Raw genomic sequence first — 14,277 nt, 5'->3', positions numbered from 1 at the left:
TGTGCTGTCAGTCGGCGAGCACTGCTTCATGTTGTAGCGTGGCTGATTTCAGCCGGGTTCTTCGGTTCGCTAGACCGCAGGCCTGGTTAAGCAACCGTAAATGACCTTGACCGCGTAGACAGTGATCGTTCACAAGATGACGGATCAATAGCAGCTCTCGGAGTTTCTCCAAGAGCGTCTGGCCAAGGCTAATGGAAATAATCATGCATGAAATCATCTGCCCGCATTGCAACAAGGCATTCAAGATCGATGAGACGGGCTATGCCGATATCCTGAAGCAGGTGCGTGACAGTGATTTCGAGAAGCAGCTGCATGAGCGCTTGGAGTTGGCTGATCAGGACAAGCGTAACGCTGTTGAGCTTGCACAGGCTAAAGTTGCCAATGAATTGCAGAAGACTGCCGCAGCCAAGGATTCTGAAATCCAGGAACTGAGGGCAAGACTTGAATCCGGTGAAGTCGCGCAGAAACTCGCAGTTGCTGAGGCGCTGAGTGCTGTCGAAAAACAACGCGATACTCTTTTGCATGAGCTTGAGAAAGCAAGACGGGAGCAGGAGGCTGCATCAAAACTGGCCGAGGCAAAGCTTATTGCCGAACTACAGAAAGCAGCCACCACTAAAGACGCGGAGATCCAGAGCCTGAAGGCCAGGCTCGATGCAGGGGAGCTTTCGCAGAAGCTCGCGGTCACCGAAGCCGTCAATACGGTTGAGAAAGAGCGTGACGAACTGAAGAATGGGCTTGCTCGGATCACGCTCGAAAAACAGCTTGCTGAAACTGCACTCAGGGACAAGTACGAAACGCAGCTGAAGGATCGCAACGACGCAATCGAGCGTCTGAGGGATATGAAAGCGAAACTATCGACAAAAATGATCGGCGAGACGCTGGAACAGCACTGCTCAATCGAGTTTGACCGCATTCGTGCGACGGCTTTCCCCCGTGCGTATTTTGAGAAGGATAACGATGCGCGCAACGGTAGCAAGGGCGACTTCATCTTCCGCGACATGGACGATGCAGGTTCTGAAATCGTCTCGATCATGTTCGAGATGAAGAACGAAAATGACGAGACGGCTACCAAGAAGAAGAACGAAGACTTTCTCAAAGAATTAGACAAGGACCGGAGCGCGAAAGGCTGTGAATATGCCGTTCTGGTCTCGTTGCTTGAGCCCGAGAATGAGCTCTACAACACCGGGATCATTGACGTATCCCACCGCTATCCGAAAATGTACGTCGTCCGACCGCAGTTTTTCATCCCGATCATCACGCTGCTGCGCAATGCGGCGATGAACTCGCTCCACTACAAGAATGAGCTGGCACTGGTGAAGGCGCAAAATGTCGACATAACAAACTTCGAATCCCAGCTTGATGACTTTAAAGCCGCATTCGGGCGTAATTGGCGTCTGGCTTCAGATGGCTTTGAGGAAGCAGTCAAACGCATCGACGAGGCCATCAAGGATCTGGAGAAAACGAAGGAAGCGCTTCACAAGTCGGCCAACAACTTGCGGCTTGCAAACGACAAGGCAGAGGACCTGACGGTAAAGCGGCTCACGCGCGGTAACCCAACGATGGCTATCAAGTTTGCCGACCTCAAGCAGAACGGCATGCCCGATAATGAATGAGCAAATAAGCAGATTTTGGTGAACTCGCTGCCTATTCTCCCATAGCGTCAACCGATGTGTAACCACCATCCGGTGTCGGGAAAGTGGCAGAGTTATGCCGCTATGGCCGGGCGCGCTTCGGCGAGAAGTTCGATCGTTTTGAGCCGATGGCTTCCTTCGGAAACCGGGCAGTCGATGACAAACTCAGCGATGCCAAACTCACGGTGCAGGCGTTGAAGCTCAGTGTGAACGTGGATGGCCGTGCCACGGATCACACGTGGCGTGCGTTCTTCAATCGTGTATTGCGTGGCGCCTGCCTGCCTTACATATTCGAGCGCTTGTTCGTGGCTGCCGACGTTGACCGGCTGCAAACCTTCGGCTGCAACACGGAAGCGCCGAATATCAACTGCAAGCCTCTCTGCCTCGGCATCGCTTTCCGCAACGATTACGCCGACAGCTAAAATGGCAGGACGGTTTGTGATTGCCTGATAGGCGTCAACGGCTTCCTTTATGGCTGTCGGGTCACCCTGAATATGAGCCGCATAGACGAAGTTCCAGTTGAGACGTGCGGCAAGCTCAGCACTTTCGACGCTCGCACCCAGCAGGAAACGTTCAGGTTTTTGTGGCGGAACCGGATAAGCGGCAAGGCCGTTCCGGTCGGCGGTATTTTCCGGGCTTTGGTCGAGAAATTTATCTAACTCAATCAGTTGCTCATTGAAGGATGGTTTCCGATCAGGGGCATAGGCGCCCTGCAAGGCACGGGTTGAAAGCGGCAGTCCCCCAGGGGCTTTGCCCACACCCAGATCGACACGTCCGGGCGCCAGTGAAGACAGGAGATTGAAATTTTCTGCGACCTTGTAGGTGCTGTAATGCTGCAACATAACGCCGCCTGAACCAATTCGGATATGTTTGGTATGTGCCAGCAAAAAGCTGATCAACACTTCCGGTGATGAACTGGCGAGCTCTGGTGAGTTGTGATGTTCAGCCACCCAGAAGCGATGAAAACCTGCGGTTTCTGCTTTCTGCGCAAGCTTTATCGTGCGGGCCAGTGCCGTTTGAGCCGCTTCGCCGTCATGAATGGGACTTTTATCGAGAAAACTGAGCGCGTAGGGCATTTCATCCTCATCAACAATTTGATGAGGAGTAATCTATGTTTTTTGTAGAATATTAATCGAGCAACGATCTTCCAATATTTGCACGCTCATTAAACGTTCATGCCGTGCAAACGTGCAAGCAAAGAGGCACCGTTAAAGGAAGATACTGTTCGACGGCGGCTTTTTGCTCCCACTCAACAAAGTCGGGCAGCATTTGTTTCAGCGGAGGCTTTCCATGGTTGATATTATTGTACAGTCCTCTCTTTTGAATCCGGCATCGCAGCCCCTTATCGATGGCCTGGCTCACGAATATGATCTTCGTTATGCCGATCTGGACCGATCCGGTGGCGCGCGCGCAGAAATTCTGCGTTACCCCACGGACGCATTTGCGCCGCCGCTTGGCGGATTCCTGTTGCTTCAACGCGATGGGGAAACCATTGCCGGTGGCGCCTATATGAGCCACGACGATGAAACCGTGGAGCTCAAACGTATCTGGACCGCGTCGCATTTGCGCAGGCAGGGGCTGGCGCGCCGCATTGTGCTGGCGCTCGAAGAAAGTGCAGGCAATCTGGGCTATACGCGCGCTTATCTGTCTACGGGCTTCCGCCAACCAGAAGCAACTGCGCTCTACATCGCACTCGGCTATCGTCCGCTTTTCGATACATCCGTCGATGTTCTGCAATATCGCTCACTGCCCTTTGAAAAGCACATTGGCACCAAATTGGGCCAGCCGATCTCCTCGCCACTTTATCCAGCATCAGCCTCCTTCGAAGAAGCAACCCAGCGTGTACAGGAGCGTAAGGTGGTGCAGGAAGCAAACATTCTGGCGCGGCTTCAAAGCTATCGCGAAGCCGCTGCATGAGCAGGGAAACAAACCATGCCCCTTTCACACATTGGACATTTTGCCTTTCTCATTCCTGGCAGTCATCGCGAAAATGATCCCGCGCAGGGTTTAGAGGATACATTGCAGCTTTTCGAGCATGGAGAGCGGCTGGGATACGACAGTGCATGGGTGCGGCAGCGCCATCTGGAGCGCGGCATTTCATCCGCCGCCACCTTTCTCGCAGCAGCTTCGCAGCGGACAAAACGGATTGGTCTTGGCACCGCGGTTATTCAGCTTGGCTATGAAAATCCGTTTCGTCTGGCTGAGGATCTGGCGACGGTCGATCTGCTTTCGAATGGCAGGCTGAATGTTGGTGTTTCAGTCGGCGAACCGCCCTTCGCTCATCTGATCGCGGACTTCGTCGATGCTGTTCCAATTGCAGATTACAGTCATTCACGGGCTGAAAAGCTGGCGCGTGCCCTACGTTCAGAGCCACTGTCCGGCAAGACGGAGGCAGGCAATGCCGCTGGTGCCCAAATCCCGCGTTTGAGACCGTTTGCGGAAGGGCTGACCGAACGCCTGTGGTATGGCGGGGGTTCGCAAAATTCTGCCAAATGGGCGGGACAAGCCGGCTTTAATCTTTTGACTGGAAATATTGTCAGCGGTGAAAACACCGACAGTTTTCTGACTGCGCAGAAAGCATTGATTGAACGTTTCCGTCAGGAATGGGCGCATGAACGTGCGCCACGCGTCGCACTTGGGCGTGTGATATTGCCAACAGATGGCGCCAGCCCGGACGCGCGTCGTCGTTATGCGGAATTTGCGGCTGAACGTGATAAGCGGACGGGGCTTTCTCATGGTCCACGCCGTACGCTGTTCTTGCCTGATATTGTCGGGACGACGGAAGAAATTCTCGAAAAGCTGGCAGTCGACCCGGTTCTGCCGCTTGTGTCTGAATTCCGCCTGGAGCTTCCCTATGAATTCCACGCAGAGGATTATGCGCAAATCCTCACGGACTTTGGGCGGTTGCTTCCCGCATCTGGCACAAGGAAACCAGAACTCAGTGTCGTTTGGGCAGGTTAGCCCTCCGATCAATTCAATTACGATTGGAATAAAGTCATGAAACAAATTTCAAGATCTGTTTCTGAGTATGTTTCGAGACGGTTCTAATGAACCAAAATTGTAAGTAATTTGGGTCTTTCAGCGTAACTGCTGCGAGCATTAATCAGTGGCACATAGTGACACCGCCGCACATCTACTTCCGTTTTAGAGGCGGGTTCTAATTTTCTACAAAATCAGTCGATTATAGAAATGGCATTCTCGGCCAATTTGCCGAGCGCTGCTACCGTATGGCAGATTGATAAATCTGGAGTAATAAACAGAGATGGGATCAACGGTAACATATCTCCGCGAGAGTATTCCGCAATATGTTGAAGAGCCTGAAGATATTGAGGTTTCTCCAGGCGAACTCAAAGCAGCCATGAGACAGCTTGCAGGTGGCGTGAGCGTTGTCACGGCGGGTTTCGATGAAGGGCGCACCGGGGCGACAGTGACGTCAGCCACAGCGCTTTCGGTTGAGCCGCCAACGATTATCGTAAATATCAATCGCGGTTCATCGGTCTGGTCGGCGATTAGTCGCCATAACCATTTCTGCGTGAATGTGCTGTCCTCCGACCATCAGTCCGTTGCCGATCGTTTTGCTGGCAAGGGTGGCATCAAGGGCGTTGAACGTTACGCGGATGCTGAATGGTATGCACTAGAAAGCGGTGCGCTAGCACTTGCTGGCGCATTGGCTTCCGTTGATTGCGCCGTGGAAGACGTGATCGAACGCCATACACATGCAATCGTGATCGGTCGCGTTCTGAAAATCGTTACGGGTTCCGGTGAACCGCTTCTATATCACAATGGCGGCTATCGCCTTCTGGACGCTATATCAGGCGCTTAACTGCGCCCAAGCGGGCGCAGAGCGGTCGTCTTCCAACCCACCGTTGCGGGTAAACTGTTCCAGCGTCATCCTATCGAGAACACCTGCTATTGCTTCGCGCACCAGCAGCATGGACCGGCGCACCTGACAGGCGCGATGATCCGCGCAGTCGTTGCACGGCTCGTACGCTGTGCGGCTGGCGCAACGGATTGGTGCCAGTGGTCCGTCGAGAACACGGACGACCTGACCAATGGTAATTTCCGACGCAGGCTTGGAAAGGCTATAACCGCCACCGGGACCTTTCTTCGACCGCAGAATGCCGTCATTGCGCAATTCCAGCAGGATTGCGTCGAGAAATTTCTTGGAGATATTGTTCTGGGTGGCAATATCGGCGACGAACGCACTTTCTCCCGGTTCAAGTGCGGCGAGATGAGCCAGAGCCTTCAGACCGTATTTGCCCTTCTTCGTAAGCATAACCACTCCGCCGATGTTTCGCCGGAATGCTTTGCATGAAATCGAGAGAATTAATAGCTTACCGTGGCTGGCCGAGTGTCGCAGTATAGTGGCTGTTTTAACCGATTTCGCGCGATGCGGTCGGTGTATGATAATAAAGCGGGAAAATTAGACCGTAGGGAATGGTCACGATATCGGCCATCTGATCGTCGGTCGGGCGATCGTCATTCATATCCTCGGAGTCCCGGCAATCGGCTTGGATGTCGGCTTCCGACAATACGAAGATAATCGCGCTCCAAAGCAGAAACGGGAGCAGGGCGATGATGATATAGGTATAGCTCGTATCCATGTTTGAATGGTGGGCCACCAAACATTCTTCCTCAAGGAACAGACGTCTCCAAATCCACCTCTTTTCAGTCAGATTTTTCTTTTGAGCTTGTCACGGACAAGAATGAATGACGTCATAATCACGCTATCTAATTGACTCTATGGCATATTCTGTATTGTGCCGCTTTATGCTGCATTGCAATTTTAAAGTATATAAAAATTATAGAATTACTTTTCTTATCGGCAGGCCGACGGGTGCTTACGCTGCTCCCCATGGAAAACGTCTAGCTGCTCGGTGCGGATGCAGCGCGACCGGAACTGCAAGATAGACGCATGGCGTCGAACTCTTCCTTGGAGAAAAGACATGAGTGAACGAAAACAAATCACGTTTGGCGTCATGCTGCAGGGGGCCGGTGGCCATATGAACGCATGGAAGCATCCAAGTGGACCCGCCGATGCAAGCACCAATTTCGAGTTCTTCGTCAATGCCGCGCGCAAGGCAGAGGCAGCGGGGATCGCCTTCGCCTTTGTTGCTGACGGACTTTACGTCAATGAACAGTCGATACCGCATTTCCTCAATCGTTTTGAACCGATCTCGATCCTTTCGGCACTCGCGGCTTCCACCTCAAAAATTGGTTTGGTAGGTACGGTATCGACGTCCTACAGTGACCCCTTCACCATCGCGCGCCAGTTCGCTTCGCTGGATCTTATTTCTGGCGGACGCGCCGGATGGAATGCTGTCACCTCCCCGCTGGAGGGGTCAGGCCGTAATTACGGGCGCCCGCATCCGGAACACGAACTACGCTATGAAATCGCGGACGAATATCTCGACGTCATCAAAGGGCTCTGGGATTCCTGGGATGACGATGCTTTCGTCCGCGATCGCGAAAACGGCGTCTATGTCGATACAAACAAGTTACGTCGCATTAATCACAAAGGGCGGTTTTTCAATGTCGAAGGACCGCTGAATATCGGCCGTTCCAGGCAGGGGCAGCCAGTGGTATTTCAGGCCGGATCGTCGGATTCGGGCATCCGGCTTGCCGGTAAACATGCCGATGCGGTGTTTACGAACGGTGCCAAGATTGAGGACGTGCGATCTTTCTACAGGCAGGTAAAGCAAAGTGCCGTTGCACAGGGGCGCAGTTCTTCCGATGTAGGAATTTTCCCCGGTATTGGCCCGATCGTCGGGCGGACGCAGGAGGAAGCCGACGCGAAGTATCAGGCGATCCGTAATCTGGTGTCGGTCGAAGAGGCGCTGCTTTATCTCGGTCGCTTCTTCGATCATCACGATTTCAGCATCTATCCGCTCGACGAGCCTTTCCCTGAACTCGGCGAGATCGGCAAGAACAGTTTCCGCGCCACAACAGATCGCATCAAGAAGACGGCAAGGGAAACCGGTGCCACATTACGCGAGATCGCACTCGACGTCGCGACACCCCGCACCGCCTTTATTGGAACGGCGAAAGCCATTGCCGATGAACTGATCGATTGGGTGGAAAGCGAAGCCGCCGATGGTTTCATTCTCGGCTTTCCCGTCATTGCGGAAGGTCTCGATGATTTCATCCAACATGTACTGCCGATTCTGGAAGAGCGTGGCTATTTCAACCCGGAACTGAGAGGTGAAACGCTACGCGATCATCTGGGGCTGCCGTTCCGCGAAAGCCGTTATTCGTCGGCGGCCGAACAACCGGTAAACAAGGTTGCGCGAGCCTGAGGAGCCGGTTTCATGGATGTTACCTCCCGATCCCGCAACAGGCTTGATGCCGCCAGAGAAGACATTGCCGCGCATCTCGATGAATTCATAGCGCTTCGCCATGACATTCATCAGCATCCGGAGCTTGCCTTCAACGAGCATCGCACGAGCCGCCTCATTGCTTCAAAACTCGCTTCCTGGGGCTATGACGTCACGACGGGAGTTGCGGGAACCGGCGTGGTTGCAACCTTGGTGCGGGGGGAAGGTCAGCGCCGTCTCGCGATCCGGGCAGATATGGACGCTCTACCGATAGAAGAGGCAACGGGGCTTCCCTATGCCAGCCGAAACAAAGGTGTGATGCACGCTTGCGGTCATGACGGGCATACGACGATCCTGCTCGCGGCTGCGCGATATCTGGCCGAGGCGGGGAATTTCAGCGGTACGCTCGATCTTGTTTTTCAACCGGCAGAAGAAATCGGTGCCGGAGCACGCAAGATGATAAGCGAAGGGCTTTTCGAACGGTTTCCCGCTGATGCCGTGTTCGGATTGCACAACTGGCCGGGTGTCACCGCAGGACGTTTCGGGTTTGTCGCCGGACCGGCGATGGCATCTGTAGACAAGGCTGTCATCAAGATCGTCGGCAAGGGTGGTCACGGGGCTGAACCGCACAATGCTGTCGATCCTATTGTCGCCGCTGCGTCTCTCATTACCGCCTTGCAGAGCATCGTTTCGCGCAATGTCGATCCACGTGAAATGGCGGTTGTCACGGTCGGTTCCATTCATGGCGGTGAAGCTTCGAACGTCATTCCTGGTTCGGTGGAACTGCAACTGACGATCCGTTCCTACAGCGAAGAGGTGCGGCGCGGATTGCAGATACGCATCCCGGCGCTTGCTCGCGCGCAGGCTGAAAGTTTTGGTGCCGTTGCGGAGGTCGACTATAGGTTGGGCTTTCCTTCTGTCATCAATCCGGTTGAGGAGACCGCATTCGCCCGCAAGGTTGCAGTCGACGCCTTCGGCGATGACGCTCTAGACAGCGCATTTGCGCCACGCACTGCCAGCGAGGATTTTGCTTTCATGCTGCAGGCAAAGCCCGGCAGCTATCTCTTCGTCGGTAACGGCGACAGCGCGCCGCTGCACAGCGCCGAATACAACTTCAACGATCAGATCATCGCGCCAGCTGCCCTCTATTGGGTGCAGCTTGCCGAAGCCTTTCTCAACGAAAACAGACGGTGATGATGATGAGCGATATCTTTCTGTACACCAGTTCTCTTGATCCACGTGCGAAGCCGCTCATCGATGAGCTTCTGTATGAATATGACAGTCGTTACGGCACTTATTTCAACGCGGAAGGTGCGGCGGCAGAAATGAACCGCTATCCGCCCGAGGCGTTTGCACCCCCCGGCGGTAATTTTGTGCTGTTGATCCGGGACGGTGAAACCATCGGCGGCGGTGCCTTTAAGGCTTTTGATGCGCGTACTGCGGAGTTCAAGCGCATCTGGACGCGGTCGGATCTGCGGCGACAGGGGCTGGCGCGCAAGCTTCTCGTGGAACTGGAAGAACAGGCGGCAAGACAGGGCTATTCCCGCATCTATCTGACGACCGGCTTCCGTCAGCCTGAAGCCGTCGGTCTCTATCTTCACAACGGCTATACGGCGCTTTTCGACACAGGTGCGGATCCTGAAATTTACAAGACGCTGCCTTTTGAAAAGGAGATCGGCCATCTGGCCGCTCCGCTCGGGCGCGGCAACGATCGTCACATCACGGACCGACAACATATCGCCAGCCAGTGAACATCATCACAGGGCTGAAGGCCAAGGAATGACCAGATGGCAGTAACGACAGAATTCTCAAACGTGCAGATTGCAACCCGCCCCGTGGAGCGCAAGCAGGACTATTCGCGCTACAGGATCGTTCCGGCAAAGCATCCAGCACGCTTTGTGGGTAGTGTGTTCGCGGCCCTCGTGATCGGGCTTGTGCTCTATTCGATCTTTACCAATCCGCAGTGGGGCTGGAACGTTTTTGCTGAATGGTTCTTTGCCGAACCGGTGCTCGTCGGCCTCGGGCGGACGCTGCTGCTGACAGCACTCGCGGCTGTATCAGGTTCCATTCTCGGCACGCTGCTGGCCTTAGCCCGTGTATCGAGGTCGCCGCTGCTTTCGGGCCTTTCCTGGGGTTATATATGGTTGTTGCGTTCCATACCGCTGATCGTATTGCTGCTTATCCTGAACAATCTCGGTTACCTCTATGCGAACATCACGCTGAGTGTGCCTCTCACAGATCGCGTATTGTTCGATTACCCGACGGTGCAATTGCTGACACCGTTTGCAGCTGCCTTTCTCGGCCTGACCCTCAACCAGTCAGCCTTCTTCGCCGAAATCGTACGCGGCGGCATTCTCTCCGTCGATCAGGGTCAACATGAAGCTGCTGCCGCGCTTGGCCTGCCGCGCAACCGTCAAGCCTTGCGAATTGTTCTGCCACAGGCCATGCGTTCCATCCTTCCGACGGGTTTCAACGAGATCATCGGTCTCGCCAAGGGCACTTCCATGGTCTATGTGCTCGCCTTGCCGGAGCTGTTCTACACAGTTCAGGTGATCTACCGGCGCAATCTGGAAGTCATTCCACTGCTCATGGTCGCGACGGTCTGGTATCTGGTCATCATGACCGTGCTTTCGGTGGCGCAGTATTATATCGAGCGTTATTTCGCCAAGGGTGCGGTTCGCAATCCGGTTCCCCTGCCATTCCAGGCATTCTTCAATCGCTACAAGCGCTCCTTGCCGCTGACCTCGGAGTTGTCGGGACAAGTGCACAAGACGGTTCCGGTCGCGGGTTTCCGCGATGTCGGCACAGTGTCTGCAGGCGCACCTATTCATATCCACGATATTTCCAAGCGCTTCGGCCCGAACACGGTGCTGAACCATGTGGAATTGTCCCTTCCGGCAGGCAGTGTGACGGCAATTCTCGGCCCGTCCGGCTCCGGTAAGTCCACGCTGCTGCGCTCGATCAATCATCTGGAGCGTGTGGATGAAGGCTTCATTGCCGTTGATGGCGCGCTGGTCGGTTATCGTCAGGACGGAGACACGCTCTATGAGTTGAAGGAAAAGGACATTCTCAAACGCCGTGCCGATATTGCGATGGTGTTCCAGAACTTCAATCTCTTTCCGCACATGACAGTTCTTGAAAACATCATCGAAGCGCCGATCCAGGTACGCGGTCTTGCGCGGGATGCAGCGGTCCGGCTGGCGCTTGATCTGCTGGCGCGTGTCGGCCTCAGTGACAAGGTTGAAGCCTATCCGCGTCAATTGTCCGGAGGGCAGCAGCAGCGCGTGGCGATAGCGCGGGCATTGGCGCTTCGTCCGAAGGTCATCCTGTTCGACGAACCGACTTCGGCGCTTGATCCGGAACTGGTCGGTGAGGTGCTCGACGTCATCAAGGAACTTGCCCGTACTGGCACTACCCTTGTGATCGTTACTCACGAGACCGGCTTTGCGCGTGAAGTTGCCGACACGGTTGTCTTTATGGAAGCCGGGCAGATTGTAGAGGCCGGTCCGCCATCCCGCATTTTCAACGACGCGCAGCATCCGCGCACACGTGAATTTCTGGCCAAGGTTCTTTGAACCGGTGCTGGAAGAACCGACACAACAAGGAGACGGGAAATGACATTTATCAGAAAAGCGGGCTACTGGACCGCCGGAGTTATCGCTATTGGGTTGCTTGGTTCCGGTGCTGCGCGCAGCGAGGGAAAGTTCGATCTCAGCCCGGAACAGCCGAACCGGCTGCGCGTCGAGAAGATCGCCAAGCGTGTCGAGGAAATCAGGAACTTCAAGTTCGTCAAGGACGGCGTTCTGACTATCGGCATAAGCACCAGCGGACATCTGCCACTGCATGACTATGCGTCGGATTCCAAGACCGTCATCGGTTACGACGTCGATCTGGCGCAGATCATCGCCGATAGTCTGGGCCTCCAGCTGGAACTGGTTTCTGTCGCATGGGCTGACTGGCCGCTGGGTCTTTCCTCTGGCAAGTTCGATGCAGTGATTTCGAATGTGACGGTGACGGAAGAACGTAAGGAGAAATTCGATTTCTCCACCTATCGCAAGGATGAGCTTGGCTTCTATGTGAAATCCGACAGCGAGATCGGCGAGATCAAGTCTCCGAAAGATATTGCCGGTCTCAAGGTCATCACAGATGCGGGCACCAATCAGGAAAAAATCCTGCTGGAATGGGACCGCCAGAACGTAGCTGCCGGTCTGAAAGCCGTTGAGGTGCAGTATTACGATGATGATGCGGTCAAGGATCTCGCCGTCCAGAGCGGACGCGCCGACGCCGTTTTCAGCGTAAATGCGACGCAAGCTTACTCTGCAGGCATTAACGGCAAGACGAAGCTGGTCGGCACTGTGAGCGGGGGCTGGCCGATTACGGCTGAAATTGCCGTCACGACGCGCAAGGGAAGTGGCCTTGCCCAGCCGCTGACCGATGTCCTGAATGATTTGATCGCAAGCGGGGCATATCAGAAGGTTCTGGAAACCTGGAATCTTGGACCGGAAGCAATCACCGAAGCCAAAACCAACCCGCAGGGACTGCCGAAGAGCGGCTCATGAGTTGAAAGTTGAGGGGCGGGTCGGTTCGAGGGGACGCGAACTGACCCGCATATTTCTGTGATACTGGAGAAAATTTACATGAGAGCAGGAGCTCTGTTGATCGCGGCCCTTGCATGGGTGGCATTTCCGGTTCTGACGGCCGTGGCAGGAGACGGTTTCGACCTTTCTCCGGAGCAACCGGGTCGTATTCATACGAAGAAGAATGAGACGGCGGCCACAGCCATTCCCGCTGACTTCAAATTCGTTGCGCCGGGTAAATTTACCGTGGCCGTGGCTCCCGGTGGCCCGCCTCTGGCGACTTATGCCACTGATGCGCGAACGGTCGTCGGCGCCGATCCGGAATATGCTTCTGCGATCGCTGAAAGTCTGGGCCTGCAGCTGGAGCTCGTTCCGGTGGCGTGGATCGACTGGCCGCTGGGGCTGGCTTCCGGCAAGTATGATGCCGTCATTTCAAACGTTGGCGTGACCGAGGAACGCAAGGAAAAATTCGACTTTTCGACTTATCGCCAGGGTCTGCACGGGTTCTTCGTCAAGTCGGACAGTCCGGTCACCTCTATTAAGGAACCGATGGATGCTGCGGGTTTGCGCATCATTGCAGGTGCGGGGACAAATCAGGAGCGCATTCTCGTCAAATGGAGCGAGGAAAACGTTGCCGCCGGTCTGAAACCGATTGAATTGCAATATTACGACGATGAAGCCGCAAGCCTGCTTGCGCTCCGGTCAGGACGGGCCGACGTGATTGTGCAGCCTCATGCGCAGCTCGTTTTCATTGCAGCGCGTGACAAGAATATCAAGCGGGTCGGAACATTGAGCGCAGGTTGGCCGGATCGTTCCGATGTCGCGATCACAACCCGCAAGGGGAGCGGTCTGGCCGATGCACTGACGGTGGCTACCAATGGTCTGATTGAGGATGGAGCCTATGCCAGAATTCTCGAGCGCTGGCAGCTGGATGAAGAAGCGCTTCCCCGATCCGAAACAAACCCGCCGGGACTGCCGAAGTTCAACTGAGCCGAATATTGTTTCCCTGTAACTGAAGGATCGAAAGTGCCCAAAACTGTCGAATATTTCTTCTCCATCGGATCGCCGTGGTCATATCTCGGGCTGGATACGTTGGAGGAGCTGTCCTCAAGACATCTGGTTGAAATCAAGCCTCATCTGGCGACTGTCATCGAGGAGAATGGCGGAATATTCGCCAGAAACCGTCCCGATGCGCGCCGTGCTTACGGCACGCGTGATCTGAAACGATGGGCGAAGTTTCGTGGTAAACCTTTGCTGGTGGAAAATCGCCCGGCACTCGGCGACCCGACGTCTGCTTCCTTTTTGGTGATCGCCGCCTATCTTGCCGGCGAGAACTGGTTGCAGTTGGTGCGGGCGCTGCAACATGCCTTCTGGGAAGAAGCGAAGGATATAGGGCAACCGAATGTCCGCCGCGCGGTGGCTGACATCGCAGGCTTCGACGGGGCCTATCTCCTGTCACGGGAGCAGGACGAGGACGTCCAGGGAAAATGGCGAAATGATCGCGAGATTGCCGTCGAAAAGGGCGTATTCGGATTTCCAACCTACATCTATGAAGATGAAGTTTATTGGGGACAGGACAATCTGGGCTTCCTGTCGAGCCATCTGCGCGGCGAGATACCTTAGGTTCATAGCAGGATTCTAGAAAGCCGCGTTCGGATGCTTTGCTCGGCTTTGTGTCGGCGAGCCTTTAACACTTTGGATTTCTGCTTGTCGAGTTGTTGGGTGATTTCTTATTGTATTTGTTCCAAATCAATG

General features: G+C 54.8%; 14 protein-coding genes. 11 read left to right on the top strand and 3 right to left on the bottom strand.

The window, feature by feature from the left end; genetic code table 11:
- Positions 1-203 precede the first annotated feature (203 nt).
- Complete coding sequence (locus AC1RHM_RS06265; protein ID WP_010660636.1) at positions 204-1,613, top strand: DUF2130 domain-containing protein; 1,410 nt, start codon at positions 204-206, stop codon at positions 1,611-1,613.
- A 92-nt stretch (positions 1,614-1,705) separates the two neighbouring features.
- Here the strand turns inward: AC1RHM_RS06265 and AC1RHM_RS06260 are convergent, their stop codons facing one another.
- Positions 1,706-2,707 carry an LLM class flavin-dependent oxidoreductase gene (locus tag AC1RHM_RS06260; protein ID WP_029928786.1) on the bottom strand — a complete coding sequence of 334 codons (1,002 nt, stop codon included), beginning with the start codon at positions 2,705-2,707 and terminating at the stop codon, positions 1,706-1,708.
- A gap of 214 nt (positions 2,708-2,921) precedes the next feature.
- Between AC1RHM_RS06260 and AC1RHM_RS06255 the strand changes: the two genes are divergently transcribed.
- The 3 genes from AC1RHM_RS06255 (at position 2,922) to AC1RHM_RS06245 (ending at position 5,454) form a co-directional block, all read left to right on the top strand.
- Complete coding sequence (locus tag AC1RHM_RS06255) at positions 2,922-3,548, top strand: GNAT family N-acetyltransferase (RefSeq protein WP_029928788.1); 627 nt, start codon at positions 2,922-2,924, stop codon at positions 3,546-3,548.
- Between the two features lie 15 nt (positions 3,549-3,563).
- Positions 3,564-4,592, top strand: a complete 1,029-nt coding sequence (locus AC1RHM_RS06250) for an LLM class flavin-dependent oxidoreductase (RefSeq protein ID WP_010660639.1) — start codon at positions 3,564-3,566, stop codon at positions 4,590-4,592.
- A gap of 301 nt (positions 4,593-4,893) precedes the next feature.
- Positions 4,894-5,454 (top strand): flavin reductase family protein, encoded by a 561-nt coding sequence (locus AC1RHM_RS06245; RefSeq protein WP_166942367.1) that lies wholly within the window; start codon positions 4,894-4,896, stop codon positions 5,452-5,454.
- Here the strand turns inward: AC1RHM_RS06245 and AC1RHM_RS06240 are convergent.
- Entirely contained in the window at positions 5,443-5,907 is a 465-nt protein-coding gene (locus tag AC1RHM_RS06240; protein WP_010660640.1) for an RrF2 family transcriptional regulator, read from the bottom strand. The two genes, AC1RHM_RS06245 and AC1RHM_RS06240, sit on opposite strands and share 12 nt — an antisense overlap.
- A gap of 97 nt (positions 5,908-6,004) precedes the next feature.
- Positions 6,005-6,253 (bottom strand): hypothetical protein, encoded by a 249-nt coding sequence (locus AC1RHM_RS06235; protein WP_010660641.1) that lies wholly within the window; start codon positions 6,251-6,253, stop codon positions 6,005-6,007.
- A 324-nt stretch (positions 6,254-6,577) separates the two neighbouring features.
- Here AC1RHM_RS06235 and AC1RHM_RS06230 point away from each other — a divergent pair, with 324 nt between their 5' ends.
- The 7 genes from AC1RHM_RS06230 (at position 6,578) to AC1RHM_RS06200 (ending at position 14,145) form a co-directional block, all read left to right on the top strand.
- Positions 6,578-7,927, top strand: a complete 1,350-nt coding sequence (locus AC1RHM_RS06230) for an NtaA/DmoA family FMN-dependent monooxygenase (RefSeq protein WP_166942364.1) — start codon at positions 6,578-6,580, stop codon at positions 7,925-7,927.
- Between the two features lie 12 nt (positions 7,928-7,939).
- Positions 7,940-9,139, top strand: a complete 1,200-nt coding sequence (locus tag AC1RHM_RS06225) for an amidohydrolase (protein WP_166942361.1) — start codon at positions 7,940-7,942, stop codon at positions 9,137-9,139.
- Positions 9,140-9,144: 5 nt separating this feature from the next.
- Positions 9,145-9,696, top strand: coding sequence for a GNAT family N-acetyltransferase (locus AC1RHM_RS06220; RefSeq protein WP_036588272.1), 552 nt, complete (start codon positions 9,145-9,147; stop codon positions 9,694-9,696).
- Positions 9,697-9,732: 36 nt separating this feature from the next.
- Complete coding sequence (locus AC1RHM_RS06215) at positions 9,733-11,520, top strand: amino acid ABC transporter permease/ATP-binding protein (RefSeq protein ID WP_320109268.1); 1,788 nt, start codon at positions 9,733-9,735, stop codon at positions 11,518-11,520.
- A gap of 39 nt (positions 11,521-11,559) precedes the next feature.
- Entirely contained in the window at positions 11,560-12,504 is a 945-nt protein-coding gene (locus AC1RHM_RS06210; protein ID WP_010660646.1) for an ABC transporter substrate-binding protein, read from the top strand.
- A gap of 78 nt (positions 12,505-12,582) precedes the next feature.
- A complete protein-coding gene (locus AC1RHM_RS06205) occupies positions 12,583-13,512 on the top strand; it encodes a transporter substrate-binding domain-containing protein (RefSeq protein ID WP_166942352.1) in 930 nt (309 codons plus the stop codon).
- A gap of 36 nt (positions 13,513-13,548) precedes the next feature.
- The gene (locus tag AC1RHM_RS06200) at positions 13,549-14,145 is read left to right on the top strand and encodes a 2-hydroxychromene-2-carboxylate isomerase (protein ID WP_029928802.1); all 597 of its coding nucleotides are present in this window, start codon (positions 13,549-13,551) and stop codon (positions 14,143-14,145) included.
- Positions 14,146-14,277: the final 132 nt, after the last annotated feature.

Source organism: Brucella sp. GW823-FHT04E01 (genome assembly GCF_058796175.1).
This window is presented reverse-complemented; position numbering and strand designations above follow the sequence as displayed.

Coding starts and splice junctions, on each gene's coding strand:
- AC1RHM_RS06220 (WP_036588272.1), top strand. CDS start 9,145: ATGAGCGATATCTTTCTGTACACCAGTTCTCTTGATCCACGTGCGAAG.
- AC1RHM_RS06215 (WP_320109268.1), top strand. CDS start 9,733: ATGGCAGTAACGACAGAATTCTCAAACGTGCAGATTGCAACCCGCCCC.
- AC1RHM_RS06230 (WP_166942364.1), top strand. CDS start 6,578: ATGAGTGAACGAAAACAAATCACGTTTGGCGTCATGCTGCAGGGGGCC.
- AC1RHM_RS06250 (WP_010660639.1), top strand. CDS start 3,564: ATGCCCCTTTCACACATTGGACATTTTGCCTTTCTCATTCCTGGCAGT.
- AC1RHM_RS06225 (WP_166942361.1), top strand. CDS start 7,940: ATGGATGTTACCTCCCGATCCCGCAACAGGCTTGATGCCGCCAGAGAA.
- AC1RHM_RS06255 (WP_029928788.1), top strand. CDS start 2,922: ATGGTTGATATTATTGTACAGTCCTCTCTTTTGAATCCGGCATCGCAG.
- AC1RHM_RS06260 (WP_029928786.1), bottom strand. CDS start 2,707: ATGCCCTACGCGCTCAGTTTTCTCGATAAAAGTCCCATTCATGACGGC.
- AC1RHM_RS06240 (WP_010660640.1), bottom strand. CDS start 5,907: ATGCTTACGAAGAAGGGCAAATACGGTCTGAAGGCTCTGGCTCATCTC.
- AC1RHM_RS06210 (WP_010660646.1), top strand. CDS start 11,560: ATGACATTTATCAGAAAAGCGGGCTACTGGACCGCCGGAGTTATCGCT.
- AC1RHM_RS06245 (WP_166942367.1), top strand. CDS start 4,894: ATGGGATCAACGGTAACATATCTCCGCGAGAGTATTCCGCAATATGTT.
- AC1RHM_RS06265 (WP_010660636.1), top strand. CDS start 204: ATGCATGAAATCATCTGCCCGCATTGCAACAAGGCATTCAAGATCGAT.
- AC1RHM_RS06205 (WP_166942352.1), top strand. CDS start 12,583: ATGAGAGCAGGAGCTCTGTTGATCGCGGCCCTTGCATGGGTGGCATTT.